7 protein-coding genes are annotated in these 14896 nt (G+C 73.4%); 4 read left to right on the top strand and 3 right to left on the bottom strand.

Features of this window, described 5'->3' with window-relative positions:
* Nucleotides 1-2: 2 nt before the first annotated feature.
* Nucleotides 3-1097 (top strand): isochorismate synthase, encoded by a 1095-nt coding sequence (locus tag L1O03_RS09300; protein ID WP_236119499.1) that lies wholly within the window; start codon nucleotides 3-5, stop codon nucleotides 1095-1097.
* Here L1O03_RS09300 and L1O03_RS09295 read toward each other — a convergent pair.
* From L1O03_RS09295 to L1O03_RS11555, 3 genes are read right to left on the bottom strand one after another with little or no spacing between them, the layout of a single operon-like run.
* Nucleotides 1066-2094, bottom strand: a complete 1029-nt coding sequence (locus L1O03_RS09295) for an enterobactin/ferric enterobactin family esterase (RefSeq protein WP_236119498.1) — start codon at nucleotides 2092-2094, stop codon at nucleotides 1066-1068. The genes L1O03_RS09300 and L1O03_RS09295 overlap by 32 nt on opposite strands.
* On the bottom strand, nucleotides 2091-3338 hold the full coding sequence (gene entS, locus L1O03_RS09290) for an enterobactin transporter EntS (protein WP_236119497.1): 1248 nt from the start codon (nucleotides 3336-3338) through the stop codon (nucleotides 2091-2093). The genes L1O03_RS09295 and entS overlap by 4 nt, the downstream gene beginning before the upstream one ends.
* Nucleotides 3331-11589 carry an amino acid adenylation domain-containing protein gene (locus tag L1O03_RS11555; RefSeq protein ID WP_338026150.1) on the bottom strand — a complete coding sequence of 2753 codons (8259 nt, stop codon included), beginning with the start codon at nucleotides 11587-11589 and terminating at the stop codon, nucleotides 3331-3333. The genes entS and L1O03_RS11555 overlap by 8 nt, the downstream gene beginning before the upstream one ends.
* Nucleotides 11590-11771: 182 nt before the next feature.
* Between L1O03_RS11555 and fepB the strand changes: the two genes are divergently transcribed.
* From fepB to L1O03_RS09260, 3 genes are read left to right on the top strand one after another with little or no spacing between them, the layout of a single operon-like run.
* Complete coding sequence (gene fepB / locus L1O03_RS09270; protein ID WP_236119496.1) at nucleotides 11772-12785, top strand: Fe2+-enterobactin ABC transporter substrate-binding protein; 1014 nt, start codon at nucleotides 11772-11774, stop codon at nucleotides 12783-12785.
* A gap of 17 nt (nucleotides 12786-12802) precedes the next feature.
* Nucleotides 12803-13837, top strand: a complete 1035-nt coding sequence (locus L1O03_RS09265; protein WP_236119495.1) for a FecCD family ABC transporter permease — start codon at nucleotides 12803-12805, stop codon at nucleotides 13835-13837.
* Nucleotides 13834-14886, top strand: coding sequence for a FecCD family ABC transporter permease (locus L1O03_RS09260; RefSeq protein WP_236119494.1), 1053 nt, complete (start codon nucleotides 13834-13836; stop codon nucleotides 14884-14886). The genes L1O03_RS09265 and L1O03_RS09260 overlap by 4 nt, the downstream gene beginning before the upstream one ends.
* Nucleotides 14887-14896: the final 10 nt, after the last annotated feature.

The following is a 14896-nucleotide window of genomic DNA, read 5'->3' as shown; positions in this document are numbered from 1 at the left end:
GCATGGTCACGGCACACTCCGCACACGCAGACACCTTCTTCTTCGCCACCCCCGAGTACACCCTCCGCGCGCGCGGAGAACTCCGCACCTGGACCCGCCCCGAGGAGGCCGCCCGGGCGGGGACGCGCATCGTGGGCGCCCTGCCCTTCTTCCCCGAGGAGGACGCGGTGCTGAGCGAACCCCACCACTTCAGCTGGGGCGCGCCAGAGCGCGGCCCCGCCGGCGAGGGACCCGCCCCCACCTGGGAGATCACCGGCCTGCACTCGGAGCCCAGCCGGGAGGAGCATGCGGCGAGGGTGGCGTCGGCACGGGAGCGGATCCGCCGCGGGGAGATGGACAAGGTCGTCCTCTCCCGGGCCATCCACTGCGAGGCGGCGGGGAGGATCGACCCGATGTGCCTCGCGGAGCGGTGTCGCGCGGGCTCGGGACTGGGGATCGCGCACATGGTGCGCTGGGGCGCGGGGGCGCTCGTGGGGTCGACGCCGGAGGTGCTCATCAAGAAGAAGGGGCGCATGATCGAGTCCTTCCCGCTCGCGGGGACGGCGCCGCGCTCCGCGGACCCCGTGCAGGACGAGGCGCTCGCCACCGAGCTGCAGCTCTCCCACAAGGACATCCACGAGCACCGCTACGTCACCCAGGCCATCAAGCAGGTGCTCCGACCCTATTGCGCGCGGCTCGACGTGCCGGAGGAGCCCTCGCTCACCTCGACCTCGCACACGTGGCACCTCGGGACCCCGATCCGCGGGGAGCTCCACGATGAGCGGGTGCCCGTGCTCGAGCTCGCGGCGGCCCTCCACCCGACGCCGGCCGTCGGTGGATTCCCCCTCGACCCGGCCATGGCGCTCCTGCGCGCGGAGGAGCCGGGGCGCGGCCTCTACGCGGGGGCCGTCGGGTGGATGGACCTCGCCGGGGACGGGGAGTGGCGCGTCACCATCCGCAGCGCCGTCATCGAGGGGCAGCGGATCACCGCGCGCGTGGGCGGGGGCATCGTCGCGGACTCCGAGCCCGAGGAGGAGGTGCGGGAGACGGCCACGAAGTTCGGGCCCATCCGCGCGGCCCTGGGGCTTAGCGCAGAAGCTGCCGCAGTCCGCGGCTAAGCGCCCCCATCCAGCCGGCCATCTCGTGGCCGTGGCGGCTCACCTCGAGGGAGGTGGGCACCCCGGCGGCCTCGAGGGCGTCGACGACGGCCCGCGTGTGCGGAACCATATCCGCCTCCGCGAGCCCCACGCTGAAGTGGGCGCGCACACCCCGCTCCCGGAGGCGGGCGATGACCTGCGGGTCCCGGAGCTCGGCGGCGAGCTCCCCGCCGTCCTCCCCGCCCCAGGCGGGGAACCAGAAGGAGCCGGACTGGGAGAGCACGAGGTCCGCGATGCGCGGGCGCCCCGCCCCGATGGAGAGCGCGGCAAGCCCGCCGAGGGACTGGCCGCAGACGATCGTGCGCGCCGGGGTCCAGGGGGTGCGGGGGAGAAGGTCCTCGTGGAGGAAGCGGGGCAGCTCCGGGGTGCGGCCCATGACCTCGAAGCGCTCCTCCCCGTCCCCCGTGTCCACGGCGAGGATCTCGAGGGGCGGGAGGCCCGCCGCGCGCAGCGCCCGGGGCAGCGGGGTGCGCAGCCAGAAGGTGGCGTCGAAGAGCAGGAGGAGGAACTCGGGTGCGGGGCCGGTTCGCGCCCGCCACACGCGGCGGGGCGAGGGGGAGTCGATGGAGACGGGCTCCCACTCCTCCGGGGTGGGGCTGAGGTCATCCCACTCGGGCTCGGGGAGGGCGCGAGGGCCGCGGATGCGCCCGGTCTCCCCGCGCAGGGCGGGCGGGCCGGGGAGCGCCCGCTCGAGGAGGGCCAGCCAGCGCGCGCGGGTATCGACGGGGCCCGGCGGGTCGAAGCGGGTGAGGAAGTCCTCGTCCACGGGGGCGATGAGGTAGGAGGTGCAGACGTCGTCGGGGACGGAGAAGGAGGCGTGGTAGGAGCCGTCGGGGAGGCGGCTCATGTGGTGGAGCTCCTCCGCGTGGTGGTTGTGGACCGCGGCCACGTGGACGTAGACGCGGGCCGGCTCCGGCTCGCCGGGGGAGGGGGTGTAGGACAGCGGGATCTCGGTCATGCGTTCTCCTCGGGCTCTTCGGGCTCTTCCGTAGTGATGGATCGGCCTGCGGCAACGCCCAGCAGGCCCACAAAGGCGACGGTACCGAGCACCACCGAGGCGGCGGCACCGCCCACCGCCCGGCCGACGGCGCCCGTGCCCAGTGCGCCGAGGGACTCGGCGGAGACCTCCTGGGCCATCCACACGCCGTTGACGCGGCCGCGCACCTGGTCGGGGGTCTCGGTCTGGAGGAGGGTGAACTGGACGACGTCGGCCCACGAGCTCAGCACGCCGTAGAGGACAAGGAAGCCCATCGCCGCGGCGACCGGCAGGGAGTAGAGCGCCATGACGCCGAAGCCGATGATGCTGAGGAAGGAGGCCTCGAGCAGCAGGAGGAGGGTGCGCAGCGGGCGGCGAAGGTGCCCCAACCAGCCGGAGAAGGCCGTCGCGAGGAGCGCGCCCACCGGCACCGCCGTGAAGAAGAGGCCGGTGAGCTCGGGGCCGCCGCCGAAGCTCTGGGCGGTGATCGCGGGGAAGACCACGCGGATGCCGCCCATCATGGAGCTCAGCGAGGCGACGAGGATCACCGCGAGGATGAGCCGGTGCTCAATGATGTAGCGAAAGCCCTGCGCGGAGGGGAGGTCCTCCTCGCCGCTGTGCTCCCCGGCCGCGGGCTCGAGCGGCGGCAGCCCCCACAGAACCGAGACGCACACGAGGGTGAGGATGGTCGCGATGACATAGCAGACCCCCACGCCCGCGTGCGCGATGACCACGCCGCCGATCGCCGGGGAGGCGACGGTGCCGAGGCGGATCGTCGCCATGTTGAGGGCGCCCGCCGCGGCGAGCTGCTTCCCGGAGACGAGCGCCGGGGTGATCGCGAGAAGGGCCGACGTCGCGAAGGCGCCGAAGAAGCCATCGATGGCTCCGACCAGCAGAATCACCGTGAGGTGCGGATCCGCGATCCACGAGTTCGCCGCGAGGGCCGCGAAGCACAGCGCCCCGAGCAGCCGGGAGAGGAGGATGACGCGGCGGCGGTCGGTGCTATCGACGACCTTGCCGCCCACGATCATCCCGATGAACGTCGCCACCCCCTCCACCGTGGAGACGAGGCCCACCGAGAACGTCGAGCCCGTGATGTCCTGCACCTGCACCGGGATGGCCACGCCCAGCATCCCCAGGCCGACGATAGAAATCGTCCGAGCGAGGAGGATGCGCGCATAATTCCGGTTGCGCAAAGGGGACAGATCAAGCAGAAGCTTAGGCACGGGCGGACCGTCCTTCCTGGTCAAGGGCCTGAAGGATGAGGGGGACGACCTCCCCGGCGTGCTCCGGGGAGAGGACGTCCATGTGGCTGCAATCCAGCTCATGGGCGCGCACGTCCCACACGCCGACCTCGGCCCAGGAGCCGAGCGGGTCGAAGCCCTCCGGCAGGGTGCGGCGGGCGATGAACAGGTCGACCGGCCCACTGTAGCCCGCGGGGGAGGCGGCGGCGTCGGCGGCGTCGGCGGCGTCGGCCATGAGGGCGAAGGAGCGCGCGTAGTTCGCGATGATCCGCTCGGCCTGCTCGGGGGCGATCCCGTCGCGGAGCATCGCGAGGCGCTCGGCCTCCACCTCCTCCGGGTCGGGGGCCTCGCCCCAGTCCTGGCACTGGGCGGGGTAGGTGTCGATGAGCCCCACGAACTCCACCTCCTCCCCGCGCGCGCGGAGAGCCTCCGCCATCCCGATCGCCACGAGCCCGCCGAGCGAGTAGCCGAGCAGCCGGTAAGGGCCGTGGCTGTGCGCGCGGAGAAGCTCCGTGTCGTGCTCGACGATGTCCGCGAGCGTCTCCGCCTGGGCGAGGGCGCCCTGCTCATCGGGGGATTGGATCGCGAGGACTCCGCCGCGCGGGGCGTGCGTCGCGAGCGGGGCGTACTGCCAGCCGAAACCGCTCGCCGGGTGGAGGCAGACGAGGGGGCCGTCGGCGGCCTCGGGGGCGGGCTCGGCGAGCCAGAGGAGCTCGGAGTGGGCGGCCTCCGCGGCGAGGCTCGGGTCCTGGGGGCGCTCCGCCCGGAGCTCGAGGGCGCGCGCGAGGCCCCGCACCGTCGGGTGCTGCATGATGAGGCCGACGCCCACCTCGGTGCCGAGCGTCCGGCGCAGGGATCCGGACATCTGGATCGCGGCGAGGGAGTGCCCGCCCCGGTCGAAGAAGTTGTCCAGACAGCTGAGGCTCTCCGGCGCGCAGCCGAGCACCTCCGCCATGGCCCGGGCGATCGCGCGCTCGAGCTCGGACTGCGGGGCGGCGAACTCCGCGCCGGGGTGATCGGCGGCGGGGCGCGTCGGGGTGGGCAGCTGGGCGCGGTTCACCTTGCCTGCCGCGGTGAGCGGCAGGGCGGGGATCTCCGCCCAGAAGGAGGGCAGGGCGGCGCGCGGGCAGTGCTGCCGCGCCCACTCCGGCGGGCTCAGCGGGGAGGATCCGGCGGGGGCGGGGACCCACCAGGCGGCGAGCTCCCCGTCCACGAGGCCGACGGTCACGTCCGCCACCGCCGGGCAGGAGCTGAGGAGGGCGCGGACCTCGCCGAGCTCGATGCGCTGCCCGCGGATCTTCACCTGGTCATCGCGTCGGCCCAGGTAGTGGAGCTGATCCCCGCGGCGCAGGACGATGTCGCCCGTGCGGTAGAGGCGGCGGGTGCCGTCGAGAAGGTCGCGACGGAAGGCCTCGGCGGTGCGCTCCGGCTGCTCGTGATAGCCCTCCGCGAGCTGCACCCCGCCGATATACAGCTCGCCCGGGGCGCCCTCCGGGGTCGGCCGGCCCCACGGGTCGAGCACCCACAGCTCGGTGTTCCACACGGGGCGGCCGAGGGGCACCGGGCCGGCGGGGGCGTCGGCGGGGCAGTCGTACCAGGTGACGTCGATGGCGGCCTCCGTCGGCCCATAGAGATTGTGGACCGCGGCGGCGGGGGCGAGGTGGCGCAGCGCCTCGACGTCGCGGGCGTCGAGGGCCTCGCCGGAGCAGATGACGTGCCGGAGGGAGGGGAGGGGCTCGGCGCCGGTGTCCGCGAGCTGCTGGGTGAAGGCCCGCAGCATGGAGGGCACAAAGTGGCACACCGTCACGCCCGCGCGGAGAGCCCGCGCGATGGCCAGTGGATCCCGGTGCTCCCCGGCCGGCAGCACCGCGAGGCTCGCCCCCGCGATGAATGGCCAGGTGAGCTCCCAGAGGGAGACGTCGAAGCCGCTGTCGGTCTTGTGGAGCACCCGGTCCTCGGGGCCGATCGGGTACTGGGCCTGCATCCACGCGACGCGGTTGAGCAGCGCCCGGTGCCCCACGCGCACCCCCTTCGGGCGGCCCGTCGAGCCGGAGGTGTGGAGGAGGTAGGCGGTGTCCTCGGGGCGCGGGCCGGGCAGCGGGGCGTCGGCCTCCCCCGCGCGCATCTCCTCGAGGAACGCGGGGGTGATCCGCACACGGGCGCCGGAGTCCTCCCGGAGGACGCGCGCCCGGGATTCGGGGGTGTCCGGGTCGATCGGCTGGTAGATGGCGCCGGCCAGCCAGATCGCGTGCGCGGCAAGCACGCTGTCCGCGGAGCGGGGGATCTCGACGCTCACCACGTCGCCGCGCCCCACCCCGCGCGCGCGGAGAACCCGCGCCCAGCGGCGGACGGTCCGGGCCATCTCCCCGGCGCTGAGCTGCTGCGTCGCGTCGAGGAGGGCCGTCGCCTCGGGGGAGCGTTCGAGCTCCCGCAGGGTCCACTGCACGAGGGTCTCCTCGGGCAGCGCGACCTCCTCGCCGCGCAGCGGCTGGGCGGGGGTGGTGCTCAGCGCGCGCAGGGGGCGCTCCCCCGGGGTGCCGAGCTCCGCCAGGTAGGCGCACAGGTGCTCGAGGACGGCGGCGCCATCGACCACCCCCGGGTCATACTCCGCGATGAGCTGCGCCTCCTCCCCGGGCGCGCCGGGCAGAACAAGCACCGTGAGCGGGTAGTGCGTGAATCCCGTGTTGCGCACGCCCGCGGTGCCCTCCTGCGGGGTGTTTTCGACGACGAGCAGCGCGGAGAAGAGCTCCGCGACGGGAATCCCCTCGGCCGCGAGCTCGTCGAGACCCACCCGCGAGAGCGAGCCGCGCCGGGAGGCCTGGGCCCGCTGGAAGTCGGCGGCTTGGGCGGAGAGGGTCCGGTCTGGGTCGAGGGCGCACCGCACGGGGTAGGTGGTGGAGAAGAGACCAATGAGGGAGGCGGTGTCCTCGGTGCGGCCGGCGTCGGTGGTGCCGTGGACGACCTCGGTCTGGCCGCAGAACTCGCCGAGGGTGGCGCAGAACGCGAGGTCCACCGCGGAGGCGAGCGTGAGCCCGCAGCGAGACAGCTGGGCGCCGAGCCCCTCGGGGGCGGGACGGCGCACGGAGCGCAGGTCCTCGAGGGCGCTGCGCGTGCGGTGGGTGCCGCGGGTGCCGCTGGCGCCCTCCACGCCGAGGAGGGTGCTCGGGGCGTCCTGGAGCTCCTCGACGAGCTGCTCCACCTCCTCCCGGGTGGGCCGGGAGGCGATCACCGCCTGCTGGTAGGCGCGCACGACCGCCCGGGGATCCGCCGGGCCCGCCGCGTCCTCGGGCTCCCCGCGGAGGGCGGTGAGCAGCTCCTGGACGAGCAGCCCCGTCGACCACCCATCAATGACCAGGTGGTGGACGCTGAGCACGAGCACGCTCCCGCCCACCACGCGCGCGCGGAGAAGAAGCTCCCGCGCGACGTCAAAGCGGTAGCCGTGCTCCTCCGACTCCACCTCCGCTAGGCGCCCCTCCGGCTCCTCTGTCACCGGCACCTCCCCGGGCTCGGCGGGGATGACCTGCACCGGCTGGGGCCCAAGGTCACTGCGGAAACGCGCGCCGAGCTGCGGGTTGCGCAGAAGCACCCGGCGCAGGGCCCGGCGCAGGGCGTCGGGGGCAAGCGGGCCGGAGGCCAGCAGCTCGGGGGCGGCCTCGCGGAGATCCACCGTGGTGACGGAGGTGTACGCCCCGCTCAGTGCGTGCTCGAAGAGGATGCCGCGCTGCAGCGGGCTGAGCGGCAGAACCCCGAGGACCTCCCCGTACTCCTCGAGCGCGCGGTGGAGGTCCGCGGCGCTGAGCTCCACGCCCGCGCACTCGGAGGGCACCGGGACGGCCCAGCGCGGGGTGGAGGCGTTCTGCTCGCACCAGGAGGCGAGGGCGCCGTGCCAGGCGTCGACCCCCGCCGCGTCCACCGCGCGCGGGTCCCACAGCCACTCGACGTCGACGCCCTCCGCACCCACGAAGGCGTTGACCTCCACCGGCGCGCTGAGCGGTACCTCCTCACCCATGCGCACGGCGAGGCCCTGCGCGAAGGCGCCCGGGCGGCGCAGCGGGGAGCCGGCGGGGGCGGAGGCGGAGGCGGCCTCGGGGGCGGAGGCGAGGATGTTGAGCAGCAAGCAGGGGGCCACCGGGGTGCCGGGGCAGTGCTCGGCCGGCGGGCGGTGCGTGACGCGGTGGATGGCCTCGCGCGCCGCGAACTCCCAGGCGGCCGGGGCGGAGGGGTCCTCCGGGGCGGCGACCTCCACGGGATTCTCCGCGGTGAGCCACCCCACTGTGCTGCTGAGGTCCGCGGACTCGCCGGCCGCGCCCAGCCACTCCGGGTGCCGGCCGTGGGTCTCGAGGATGATCGGCGCGGCGCCGGGGCCCGCGAGCCCCGCCCGCTCCCGCGCCCACAACAGGCCCCCGAGCAGCCACGATTCACTCCCCTCCGCGGGCAGCGGCGGCAGGTGGAGGAGGGCGCGCCGGGCGTCGCCGCGTCGGCACGAGCCTGTCCATCCCTGCTCTCCGTTCTCCGCGCGCGCGAGGGCCTCGGACCACTCGAGCAGCGTGGTGCCCTCCTCCGCGAGGGGCCGGCCGGCAAGGGCGTCGCGGAGCCCGTCGAGGAGGATCCGCCAGGAGACCGCGTCGATGACGAGGTGGTGGGCGCAGAGGACGAGGAGCTGCTCCGCGGGGGAGTAGACGAGGCAGAGGCAGCGGCCCTCGCGGGGGTCGAGCTGCGCGCGGGCGAGGTCGAGGGCCTCATCGGGGGAGGCCTCGTGGAGGCAGACGGCGTCGGTGGCGCGGGCGGCGGCCTCCTCCGGGCGCGGCACGAGGAGGGTGCCCTCCGCCCACCGCGCGCAGAGGACCGGGTGGACGCGCAGGAGCGCGGCGCAGGCGTCGGTGAGGCGGGCGCGGGCCTCCTCCGCCTCCGCGCGGTCGGGGAGCAGGCCGGCGAGGCTCACGAGCACCGCGTGATCGTAGTGGGGGAGGGCGCCGGCGGCGGCCTCCGCGGCCGCGAAACGCTGCAAAATAGGCAGGGGGTGCACTTTTCCCCACACTCGGCGGGCGAGGGAGGGGGCCTCCTCCCGGCGGCGCAGCGCCCCGGCGAGGGCCTGGGGCCGCGGGTGGTGGAAGATGTCGCGGGGCTTGAGCTGCCAGCCGTCGGCGCGCAGGCGGCTGCACACGGCCATCGCGCTGACGGAGTCCCCGCCGAGGGTGAAGAAGTCCCCGTCCGCCGGGTAGGAGCTGAGGCCGAGCGCCCCCGCCATCGCGGCGCAGAGGGCCTCCTCCTCCGGGGTGCGGGCCGCCGCGCCGGCAACCTCCACCTCCGGCTCGGGCAGCTCGGCGACGTTGAGCTTCCCATTGACCGTCATCGGGAGCGCCGGGACGCGGACCATGTACTGGGGGACCATGTAGTCGGGCAGCGCCCCGGCGAGCTTCTCCCGCAGGGCGGCCGCATCCCACTCCTCGCTCTCGGGGAGGACGAGGTAGGCGACGAGGCTCGTCGTCGAACCCTGCTTCCGCGGCACGACGGCCGCCACCCGCCCGCTCACCTCCTCCACGCGGTGGCGGACCTCTTCCGGCTCCACGCGGTAGCCGCGGATCTGAACCTGCTGGTCAACGCGGCCGAGGAAGTCAATGAGCAGGGTGGAATCCCCGGCCTCCACCCAGCGCACGCGGTCGCCCGTGCGGTAGAGGGTCTCCCCGGGCGCGTAGGGGTCGGGGAGGAAGCGCTCCGCTGTCTTCTCCGGCTGGCCGAGGTATCCCGCGCCGACGAGCGCCCCACCGATGAAAAGCTCCCCCTCTTCGCCGGGGGCCACCCGCTGGCCGAAGGGTCCGAGCACCCGGCAGGTCACCCCGGGGATCGGCTTCCCGATGACCGGGGCCGGCGTACTGTCCACGCTGCACCCCACCGCGTCGACCGTCGTCTCGGAGGGGCCGTAGTAGTTGAGGGCGCGGCGGAATTCGCCGGGGGCGGCGGCCTCCTGCCAGGCGCGCAGCCGCTCCCACAGGGCGGGGGAGGCGGCCTCCCCGCCGATCATGAAGGTGCCGAGCTGCGGCTGGCCCGGCTCGCAGAGGCCGGCGTCGAGGAGCTGCTCCGCGAGGGTCGGCGTGACGTCCATGGCCTGGGCCTTCCACCGGCGGACGAGGGCGATGATGTCCTCGGGGTCGCGGCGCTGGGCGTCGGTGCACACGTGGACGTGGCCGCCGAGCCACAGCCACATGAGCATGTCCCAGGAGGAGTCGAAGGAGAAGGAGGCCGTGTGCAGCGCGCGGACCGGCTCCCCGGCCGCCTCCGCGAGCGCCCCGTGCCCAAGCTCCGCGTGCGCCCGCATGAGCCCGGCCAGCCCCGAGCGCCGGCACACGACGCCCTTCGGCCGGCCCGTCGAACCCGACGTGTGAATGACATAGACCGGGGCCTCCGCCGGGGCGTGGCCGCTCAGCGGCTCCCCGGACCAGCGGCCCGGCCTCGCGCACTCCGAGCGCAGTTCCGCGGCGAGGTCGTCGTCGATGAGGAGCTGCGGCTGCGTGTCGCCCAGCACCTGCTCCACGCGCGCGGGGGTGGTGTGGGCGTCGATGGGTTGGAGCACCGCGCCGAGGCGGATGATCGCCGCCGCGTACAGCGGGAACTCCACCGAGCGGCGAAGCTGCACCGCCACGATGCTCCCCTCCCGCACCCCGCGCGCGCGGAGAGCCCGCGCGGTGCGGTTGACGCGGGCGGCCACCTCGCCGCAGGAGAGGGTCTCGTGGGCGTCGCTGAGCGCGGGGGCGTCCGGGCTGAGGCGGGCGCGGCGGTCGAGGGCGGTGTCGAGGTCATTGGCGGTGAGGACGGGCGTCGGCACGCGGGAGGCGGGCCCGAGGAGCGGGGAGCTCGGGGTGCGCTCCGCCGCCTCGAGGCGGGACTCGACGACGGCAGGCAGCTGGCTCACCCGGGCGAGGGGAGCGTCCTCGCGCGCGCGGAGAACCCGACGCAGCCAGCGCCCGAGCGACTCGGTCCGCTCCGCGAGCGCCTCCTCCCCGTAGCGCTCCGGGTGGGCCTGGGCCTCGATGAGGACGCGGGCCTCTTCCCCCTCACCGGGGCGGGAGAGCGCGTACTCCACCTCGCTGACCGGCCCGTTCGCGATGTCCTCCGTCCGGCCCACGGCCGCGGAGCCGAAGTGGAGCTCGCCGTCGTAGAGCTTGGCGTTGAGCCCGATCCGGGCGAGCGGCTCGCCGCCGGCGCGGACCCCGCCCTCGCGCGCGAGGCGGGAGATCTCCTCCGGGCGGATGCGGCCGTGCTCGCGGGTGCGCTGGGCGGTGGCGGCGAGGCGGCGGATGATCGTGAGGACGGTGTCCTCGGGGCGCAGTTCCACGCAGGCGGGGAGCACCGCCACCTGGGGCAGCGGGGTGCGGGCGCTGAGGCGGCTGCCGCGGCGCATCCACGGCAGCCCGACGGTGAGCGGCGTGCCCGGGCCGAGTGCCCGGGCCTCCCACGCGGCGACGAGGCCCTGGAGCGCATCGACCCAGGTGGCGCCGTCGCCGGCGGCGGTGGCGAGGGCATCGAGGCGCCGGGTGTCCGCGTCGTCGAGGCTCACCCGGTAGTGCCGGGAGTAGGCGGTGGGCGGGAGCGTCGGGCCCTCGTGGGGCGGGAAGGAGGAGAGGGACTCGGCCCACCAGGAGCGGTCGGCCTCGGCCTGCTCGCTGTGGAGGTAGGCCTGCTCCGCGTCGAGGAGCTCGGGCAGGGTGGAGCGCCAGGGGGAGCGGCGGGGTGCGCGGCAGCGCTCGAGGGCGGTGTAGTGGTGGGCGCAGCGGCGCGCGAGGGCGTCGATGCTCCAGCCGTCGACGAGGAGGTGGCTGTATTGCTGGACCCACACCCACTCCGCCTCCCCGACGCGGGCGAGGAGCATCCGGTAGAGCGGCTCCTCCCCGGTGAGGTCGAGGGGCTCGTCGCGCCGGGCGCGGGCGAGGGCCAGGGCGGCGGCGCGCGGGTCGGCCTCCCGGCGGAGGTCCACTTCCTCCAGCTCGGCCGGCGGGTGGGCGCCCGGGACCTGCTGGGGGAGGGCGTCCTCGTCGAGGAGGAAGCGGGTGCCAAGGGCAGGGCATTCCTCGAGGGTGCGGCGGAGGGCCTCGCGGAAGCGGGCGGGGTCCCAGTCCCCGGTGATGCTCGTGGCGCGGGCGACGGTGTAGAGCTGCGAGGTGTCGCCTTCGAGGCGGCAATCCCACCAGATTCCTGGCTGGGCGCTGAGCAGGGGGTAGGCGTGGGGCCTGGGCACGGAGAGGTCCTTTCGTCGAGAAGTAGCCACACTAGTATTACCAAAGTGATATATGTAAGGCTAACCTCCCCTCATTTCCATGAGCTAGGGGAGGGTTACCTAGACATAAAGGCGCCTCTCGTTTAACCTAAGACAGACCTTACAGCTCAGGTAGCAAAGGCTACCCTATCGAAGGAGCCGACGTGCGTTCATTCTCAACCAAGTTCGTGGCGGCCGTGGCCGCCGGTGTCATGGCGTTCAGCCTGGCCGCCTGCTCGGGCGACACCTCCTCGTCCTCTGCTTCCTCCGGGGAGAACTCCGCGACGGAGCAGCAGGGCCAGTGGCCGCGCACCATCAAGCACGAACTGGGGGAAACCACCCTCGACCACCAGCCGAAGAAGATCGCCAACACGGCGCTCTCCGCCACCGGCACCCTCCTCGCCATGGATGCGCCGCTCGCGGCGACGGCCGCCACCAACCCCTCCGACGTCACCGATGACAAGGGCTTCTTCAGCCAGTGGGCCAAGGTGGCCGACGAGAAGGGCGTCGAGGTCCTCTACCCGGGCCTGGAGTTCGACCTGGAGTCGCTCATCGCGCAGGACCCGGACCTGGTCATCGTCTCTACCTCGGGCGCGGACTCCGTCTCTGACCAGTACCAGCAGATCTCCGAGAAGTTCCCGACGATCGCCATCGACTACTCCAAGCAGTCCTGGCAGGACCTCGCGAAGGAGCTCGGCTACGCGCTGGGCCTCGAGGAGAACGCCGAGAAGGCCATCAAGGAGTTCGACGAGTACGTCGCCGAGCAGAAGAAGAAGATCCACCCGGCCGAGGGCGGGGCGAGCATCGTCTCCTACAACGGCCCCGGCGAGGAGCAGGGCATCGCGAAGCTCACTGGTCCGCACTCCCAGCTGCTCAGCGACCTCGGCTTCGACGTGAAGGAAGCCCCGGAGGGCATGGACACCTCCAAGCAGGCCCGCAAGGACTTCTCCTTCATCTCCTACGAGAACCTCACCAAGGGCATCCAGGGCGACACCGTCTTCCTCTTCTCCGCCGATGAGAAGAAGGTCGAGGAGTTCATGAAGGACCCGCTGCTGGCCAACCTCCCGGCCGTCAAGGAGCACCGCGTCTACCCGCTGGGCCTCACCTCCTTCCGCCTGGACCCCTACTCCGCGCGCGACTTCGTTGACGCCGTCGTGTCCGCCACCTCTGCCTCCTAGGATCCATCCCCGCCTCCATGACCCTTTCTCCACCTCGTCCGACGCTGTCTCACCGAGCTCACCGAGGGGCACTGCTCGCCGTGTGCGTGCTCCTCATCCTGCCTCTCGCGGCGCTGAGCCTCTTCATCGGCTCGCGCACCATCGGACCGGGGACGGTCATGGAGGCGCTTCTTCACGCCGACCCCACCAACGATGACCACCTGGTCATCTGGAACAGCCGCCTCCCGCGCGCGTTCATCGCGGTGTGCGGGGGCGCGTGCCTCGGGGTGGCGGGGGCCCTCATGCAGTCGCTCACGCGCAACGCCCTCGCGGAGCCGGGCACCCTCGGCGTTAACGCGGGTGCCGCGGCGGGCGTGGTGACGGGCCTGTTCATCGTGGGGAGCACGAGCATCGCCGTTTACGTGTGGTTCGCTTTCGCGGGGGCGGCGCTGGCGGCGCTCCTCGTTCACCGGCTGGGCCGGGCGCACGAGGCCGGACAGAACTCGGTGCGCCTCGTGCTCGCGGGCGCGGGGATCTCGGTCACCCTGGGTTCTTTCACGACGCTCGCCATCCTCGCCGGCCCCTCGGAGGTCTTCTCCAGCATGAGGTCCTGGGCCACGGGCTCCATCGAGGGCCGCGACTGGAGCTACCTTCCCATCCCCGCGGTGGCCCTCGTTGTCGGGGCCCTGGCCTGCGTTTATTTGGCCGGCCCCCTCAACTCGACGACGCTCGGCGCCGACCTCGGCCGCGCCCTCGGCGTCAACATTCCGCTCACGTGGGGCCTCACCAACCTCACCATCATCCTCCTCGCGGGGGCCGCGACGGCGGCGATGGGCCCGGTGAGCTTCGTCGGCCTCGCCGCCCCCCACGTGGCGCGCACGGTGGCCGGCCCGGATCACCGCTGGCTCCTGCCCTTCTCGGGCGTCTTCGCCACGATCCTCCTGCTCCTGGCGGATATCGCCGGCCGGGTGGTTGTGGCACCCTCGGAGATCGGGGCGGGCATCATGTCGGCCTTCATCGGGGCGCCCTTCTTCATCGGCCTCATCCGGCGCGGAAAGGTGGCGGGACTGTGATCACCAGAGCTCCTGAGAACCCCCACGTCCTCCGGGTCCGCTGCGGGCGGCTGCGCCTGCGCGTGGAGACCCGCACCCTCGCGACGGGAATCCTGAGCCTCCTCGTGCTCATCGGCTGCGCGGCGATGGCGCTGCAGATCGGCACGATCCCGCTGAGCCTCAGCGAGGTCGCCCACGCGCTCCTGCGCTCGGGCACGAGCACCCGGAACATCAACGTCGTGTGGGATGCCCGCCTGCCGCGCATCGTGGCGGGGATCGTGGTGGGCCTGGTGCTCGGCGCGGCGGGCTGCGTCTTCCAATCGCTGAGCCGCAACGCCCTGGGCTCCCCCGAGATCATCGGGTTCAGCACCGGGGCCGCGACGGGCGCAGTCCTGCAGATCATCTTCTTCAATAAGGGCGCCTTCGCGACGGCCGCGGCCGCCGTCGTGCTGGGCCTCATCACGGCCGGGGTGGTGTATGCGCTCTCCCTCAACCGCGGGGTGAGCGGCGGCTACCGGCTGGTCCTCGTGGGGATCGGTGTCTCCGCGATGCTCTCGGCCCTCAACACGATGCTCCTCGCGAAGGGGAACTTCGACCTCGCGGTGAAGGCGCGCATCTGGTTGTCGGGCTCCCTCAACGGCTGCACGTGGGACACGATTGTCCCCGCCGCGATCGGCGGGCTCATCATTCTCCCGCTGCTCGTGTGGGCGGCCCGGCAGCTCGACATCATCGAGATGGGCGATGACCAGGCCCTCCAGCTGGGCGTCCGGGTGGAGAACATCCGCCGCCTCGTCATGTTCCTGGGCGTGCTGCTCACGGCGTTCTCGGTGGCGGTGGCGGGGCCGATTTCCTTCATCGCGCTGGCCGCGCCGCAGATCGTGCGGCGCCTCACCGCGGGCGCCCGGGTGCAGGTGCTGTGTTCCGGGGTGATGGGCGCCGCGCTGCTCGTCGTCGCGGACTTTGTGGCGCAGGCTCTGCCGGTGAAGATTGGGATTCCCGTCGGCGTCATTACGGGCGTGGTGGGTGGCCTCTATGTGCTGGCCCTCATCGCGCGGCAACGATCGGTCTAGGAGGACACGT

This window comes from Corynebacterium uropygiale (assembly GCF_021568315.1).
In the GTDB taxonomy this organism is placed as follows: domain Bacteria; phylum Actinomycetota; class Actinomycetes; order Mycobacteriales; family Mycobacteriaceae; genus Corynebacterium; species Corynebacterium uropygiale.
Note: the sequence above shows the minus strand (reverse complement) of the source record. Positions and strands in the feature narration are given on the sequence as shown.

Coding starts and splice junctions, on each gene's coding strand:
- L1O03_RS09300 (WP_236119499.1), top strand. CDS start 3: ATGGTCACGGCACACTCCGCACACGCAGACACCTTCTTCTTCGCCACC.
- L1O03_RS09295 (WP_236119498.1), bottom strand. CDS start 2,094: ATGACCGAGATCCCGCTGTCCTACACCCCCTCCCCCGGCGAGCCGGAG.
- L1O03_RS09265 (WP_236119495.1), top strand. CDS start 12,803: ATGACCCTTTCTCCACCTCGTCCGACGCTGTCTCACCGAGCTCACCGA.